The 5,851-nt window shown below is 61.2% G+C and carries 2 protein-coding genes; both read left to right on the forward strand.

From position 1 onward, the window contains the following. The coding region (locus BMY73_RS27580) for a beta strand repeat-containing protein (protein ID WP_139214297.1) at positions 1–5,099 on the forward strand (5,099 nt) is incomplete at its 5' end. 83 nt (positions 5,100–5,182) lie between these two features. After that, the gene (locus tag BMY73_RS27585) at positions 5,183–5,521 is read left to right on the forward strand and encodes a tryptophan synthase subunit beta (protein ID WP_092411094.1); all 339 of its coding nucleotides are present in this window, start codon (positions 5,183–5,185) and stop codon (positions 5,519–5,521) included. The last annotated feature ends 330 nt before the right edge of the window (positions 5,522–5,851 follow it).

The following is a 5,851-nucleotide window of genomic DNA, read 5'->3' on the forward strand; positions in this document are numbered from 1 at the left end:
TGACCTACACCGTCAACGATGCCGACAAACCGGCAGGCTTCACTGTCGATGCCTCGGGCAAGTGGACACTGGACGCCGGCAACCCGGCTTACCAGCACCTGGGTGCCGGTCAGACCACGACGCTGGACGTGCCGTTTACCGTCACTGACAAGGCAGGGTTGACCAGCACGTCAACGCTGACCATCACCGTGACCGGCACCAACGACGCACCTGTTGCCGCTGTCAGCACCGGTACGGCTGTCGAAGATGCCAAGGCCACCGGCCAACTCCAGGCGTCCGACATCGACGACAACGATGTGTTGACCTACACCGTCAACGACGCCGACAAGCCTGCGGGCTTCAGCGTCGATGCTTCCGGCAAGTGGACACTGGACGCCGGCAACCCGGCTTACCAGCACCTGGGTGCCGGTCAAACCACAACGCTGGACGTGCCGTTTACTGTCACTGACAAGGCAGGGTTGACCAGCACTTCGACGCTGACCATCACCGTCACCGGCACCAACGACGCACCTGTTGCAGCCGTCAGCACCGGTACGGCCGTCGAAGACGCCAAGGCCACCGGCCAGCTCCAGGCGTCCGACATCGACGACAACGATGTACTGTCGTACACCGTCAACGACGCCGACAAGCCAGCTGGCTTCACTGTCGATGCCTCGGGCAAATGGACGCTGGACGCCAGTGACCCCGCCTACCAGCACCTGGCGGCCGGTGAAACAACGACCATCACTGTGCCATTCACGGTCACTGACAAAGCGGGCCTGACCAGCACGTCGAACCTGACCATTACTGTCACTGGCACCAATGACGCGCCGGTCGCGGTCAATGACGTCGGCGCTCCGGTCGTCGGCACGCTGCAGGGCAACTACTACGGTTATAAAGAAGGCACCGACGGCGGCAACCTTGCCACCATCAAGCAGGCGCTGGACTTCATCGCTTCACACAAGGCCGATGCCACCTTCGATGCCAAAACCCTCAACTACGGCGGCGGTGGCGCGTTCAACAATGACCTGGGCCAATCCGGCAACCTGAGTTCGTTCCTGGGCGGCGACAAGGGCTCTTTGACCTACACCAACGGCAGCAGCACCCAGACCACCACCTCCGACGCCATCGTCGAGTTGGCGGGCAAGGTCTCCATGGCCGCTGGCAACTACTCGCTGAAAGTGACGGCGGACGACGGTTACATGGTTCTGATCGACGGCAAGCAAGTGATCGCCGTTGACAACAACCAGTCTGCGGCCACCAAGACCGCGAGTTTCTCGGTCACCGGCGACGGTCCGCACGACATCCAGATCGTTTATTGGGATCAGGGCGGCTACGCACAGCTGAAAGTGGAAGTGGCCCCGGTCAGTTCGAACGGCACGGTTGGCGCGTACAGTGTATTGGGCACCAGCAACGCCATTGCCTTGGGCCACGACACCCTGACCACCCTTGAAGACCAGCCCCTGGTCATCAAGGCCGCGACCCTGCTGGCCAACGACAGCGATGTCGACGGTGACAAGCTGACCATCAACACCTTGCAAGGCAAGTCGACACTGACCACGCCTGCGGATGTCTTTGACAGCGCAAATCACAAGGTCGGTACCGTGGTCATGGACGCCAACGGCAACGTCGTCTTCACCCCGGCCAAAGACGTCAACGGTCTGGTGACCTTCAGCTACACCGTGACCGACGGTCACGCCAACTCCAACACCGCGACCGTCACCGTCAACGTGACGCCGGTCAACGACGCGCCTGTCGCTGGCAACACCGCTCAGAGCGTCGCAGAGGATGCGACTGCGCCGAGCAACGCAGGCCAACTGGTGGCATCGGACGTCGATACGGGCGACACGCTCACCTACGCGTTGACCGGCACAACGTCCACCGCCAACGGCGCCATCACTGGCAATGCACCGACCGGTTTTGTGCTCGACCCGGCCACCGGCAAGTGGGCCATCGACACCAGCAGCGAGGTCTACCAGAAACTGGGCGTGGGCCAGTCGATCAGCTTCGACGTCGCGTTCAATGCCACCGACAAAGCAGGTGCTGTCAGCAACACCGGGCATCTGACCTTGACCGTCACGGGCACCAACGATGCACCGGTGGCGTCCGCGACCAGCAAGGCCGTAACGGAAGACAGCGTCGCGACCGGCAAACTGCAGGCCAGTGACATCGACAGCAACGACGCCCTGACCTTCACCGTCAAGGACGCCGACAAGCCAGCCGGCTTCAGCGTTGACGCTTCCGGCAACTGGACCCTGGACGCCAGCAATGCGGCCTATCAGCATCTGGCGGCAGGTGAAAGCGCGACCTTCACTGTGCCGTTTACCGTCACTGACAAGTCGAACGCCACCAGCACGTCGATCCTGACGCTGACCGTCAATGGCACCAACGATGCGCCGACCGTCAACGCGGCCACGGGCGCGGGCAACGAAGACACGTTGGTCACCGTCAAACTGTCCGGCGCCGATGTCGATGGCTCGGTGAATCACTTCAGCCTGACACCTTCGGCCAACATGCACGGCAGCTTCTTCACCGATGCCGCCGGCCAGAACCCGGTAACGGACCTGAGCAACATCGCGGCCACCGGCAACACAGCGACCCTGTACTTCAAGCCGGATGCAGACTGGAGCGGCAGCACCTCGTTCACCTACACCTCGGTCGACAACCTGGGTCTGGCAAGCGCGAGCAGTGCAACCGGCAGCATCACGGTGGCCCCGGTGGCCGACGCCCCGACCTTGACGCTGACCGGCAGCCAGGTGAATTCGACCGGTCTGGTCAAAGACGTCTGGGTCGGTACGCTGACCGGCATGGGCACGGACGGTAATGGCGCGGCCCCGGCAACGATCCTCAAAGGGTTCAACACTACGACCGCCGCGACCACCCACACCACCGCCACCGGCGCTGCGGAATCCGATGTGACGCAAGGCACCGGCACCAAGTTGTCCGGCCTGATCTATCTGGAAGCGGGCCACACCTACAACTTCACCGGCAATGCGGACGACAGCCTGTTGATCACCGTCGGTGGTAACCAGGTCGCCAGCGCCACGTGGGGTGCAGGTGGAGGCGTTGTGAGCACAGGCTTCACGCCGACGGCATCCGGTTACTACACGCTGGATATCTACCACTACAACCAGGCGGGCCCGGGCAGCTACAACATCGGCCTGACCGACAAGAACAACAGCACCAACGCCGTGACAAACGTCGCACTGGACAGCGCTCACACCGCGATCTACGCGACGGTCGACGACCTGAAAGCGTCGGGCCTGAACGGCGTCACGCTGCACGAAAACGGAACCGGCACGGGCGAGGGTTACTACACCGCCTACGAGTTGAACCACGGCACCGAGAACAGTCCGATCAAACTGAGCGGCATCACTGCACAGTTCGGCGACAGCGTGGACGGTTCCGAGACTCACACCGTGACCGTCACCGGCGCCCCTGCGGGCTCCGTACTGACCGACGCGGCAGGCCACAGCGTGACCATCACTGGCACCAACACGCCAGCTGATGTCAGCGCGCTTGACCTGACCAGCCTGGTCATCAAGGCGCCTGAGTACTACACCGGGAACTTCACGCTGCACGTCACCGCGACGGCGACCGAAGCGGTCCTCACCGGCAATCCAGCGGCGGTCCCGACCGCATCTGCCAGCAAGGACATCCAGGTGACGGTCGATGCAGGCAGCTACAAGGCCACTGACGGTCTTCCTGGCGCCAGCACCTTCACCGGCACAGCGACCAACGATATCGCCGTCGCGGACATGAGTGCGATCAAGTTCGTCGCGGGTCAGAACTACAACATTGCGTTCATGGTCGACACGTCGGGCAGCATGGCCGGCAGCCTCGACAAAGAGGTCGCTCAACTGCGTTCCGCGTTCTCGACGCTGCAGGCGGCCGCTACAACCGCGCACGCAGGCAAGGTTCTGGTCAATCTGGTGGACTTCGACACGAACGTGCAGAAGTCGGTCTCTGTGGACCTGTCCTCTTCCTCGGCGCTGTCGAGTCTGGAAACCGTCCTGAAATCGATGAGCGTCGGTGGTGGCACGAACTACGAAGCGGTGTTCAACAACACCGCAGCGTTCTTCAATAGCTCGACAGCGACCAGCAATACCCATGCGGTGAACCTGGCGTACTTCATCACCGACGGTTACCCGACCTACTACCTGGACAAGAACGGTAACGTTGCAGGTAATGGCCAGGACACGACATCGACGGTCACCAACGAATCCATCAACGCATACAAGGCGTTGTTGGCTGCTGGCGGTGGCACGGCGGTCGAGGCCATCGGCATCAATGGCGGCGTAGGCACCGATAGCCTGGATCAGTACGACTCCAACTCGCACTCTCAGGCCAACATCGATCCGAGCAAGCTGGCGACGGCAATCCTCAGCACTGAAACGTTGATCGGGCCAGGCAACGACAGCCTGATCGGCGGTGACGGCAACGACATCCTGTTCGGCGACATGATCAGCTACAACACGCTGCAAGGCACTGCCGCGCTGAAGGCTTTCGCTGCCGACACGCTGAACAAAGATGTATCGACCATCGATGACAAGGCGCTGCACCAGTTCCTCAGCACCCACGTCGATGCGGTCAGCCACCTTGCTACAGCGTCCAACACCACCGGCCTGGCCGATGGCAACGACTCTCTGCTGGGCGGCAATGGCGATGACATCCTGTTCGGTCAGGGCGGCAACGACATCCTCAACGGCGGTAACGGCAACGACCTGCTGATCGGTGGCAAAGGCAACGACACCCTCACCGGTGGCGCGGGCGCCGACACCTTCGCCTGGAAAGCAGGCGACACCAACAGCGGCGGCTTTGACGTGATCAAGGACTTCAACTCGAACGAAGGCGACAAGCTCGACCTGAGCGACCTGCTGCAAGGCGAGAATGGTAACAACGTGACGGATCTGACCAAGTACCTGCAGATCACCAACGACGGGAAAGACACCACCATTCAGGTCAGCAGCACCGGCCAGTTCGCGTCCAACCCCTCGGCTACAGCGGCAGCCAACACGGCCGATGTACATATCAAGGTGGAGGGCGTGCAGTGGAACAACTCCATGATCAACTCCTTGGTTAACGGCGCTGATCCGACCATCAAGGTCGATCATCACTGATAGCTGAGTCGCGAGAGCTGATGTACTGTGCTGGCAGCCGTCACCGACGGCTGCCAGCCTTTGCATTCATTGAGGAATGAGCCATGTTTTACGTTCAGCGCGATGCAGGTGGAGAGCTTGTTCGGGTAGAGGCGACAGCGTTTGCCGAAGCGACCGGACAACTGCCCGCCGACGATCACGAGATCCAGGCCTGGTATGCCAACGAGGTGGTGGAAAAGAGTCTGAATCAACTGAAGTTGAGCGACATGGAGATGATCCGTGTACTCGACGACTTGATTCAGGTGCTCACCAGCAAAGGCATCCTCAGCATCACCGACCTGCCTGCCGCCGCGCAGGCAAAGTTGATGGACCGAAATCAGGCCCGTGAATCACTGGGCGGCCTGAGCGACCTGATCAATGACGAGGAAACCCGGCTGATTTAACCCAGCCCCGTCACCCTGGTCTACAGACAGACTCAAAGCACGGCGAGAGCCGGTCTTTCTGATCTACAAAAGAATCAGAAGCACGGAGAGAACCTGTCTTCCCGACCTGCAGACAGAATCAGAAACTCGCAAACAACCTGCCTCCCTGATCTACAAACAGAATCAGAAACTGTTGATCGTTCCCACGCTCCGCGTGGGAATGCCTGACAGGACGCTCTGCGTCCACAGTGACGCGGAGCGTCAATCACTGCGTTACCACGCGGAGCGTGGGAACGATCAGACGTGTCGCTCATCTGCGTCTGCCGAAGGCGTAGGAGCGCGGCTTGTCCC

This window comes from Pseudomonas sp. NFACC02, assembly GCF_900110765.1.
Classification (GTDB): Bacteria; Pseudomonadota; Gammaproteobacteria; order Pseudomonadales; family Pseudomonadaceae; genus Aquipseudomonas.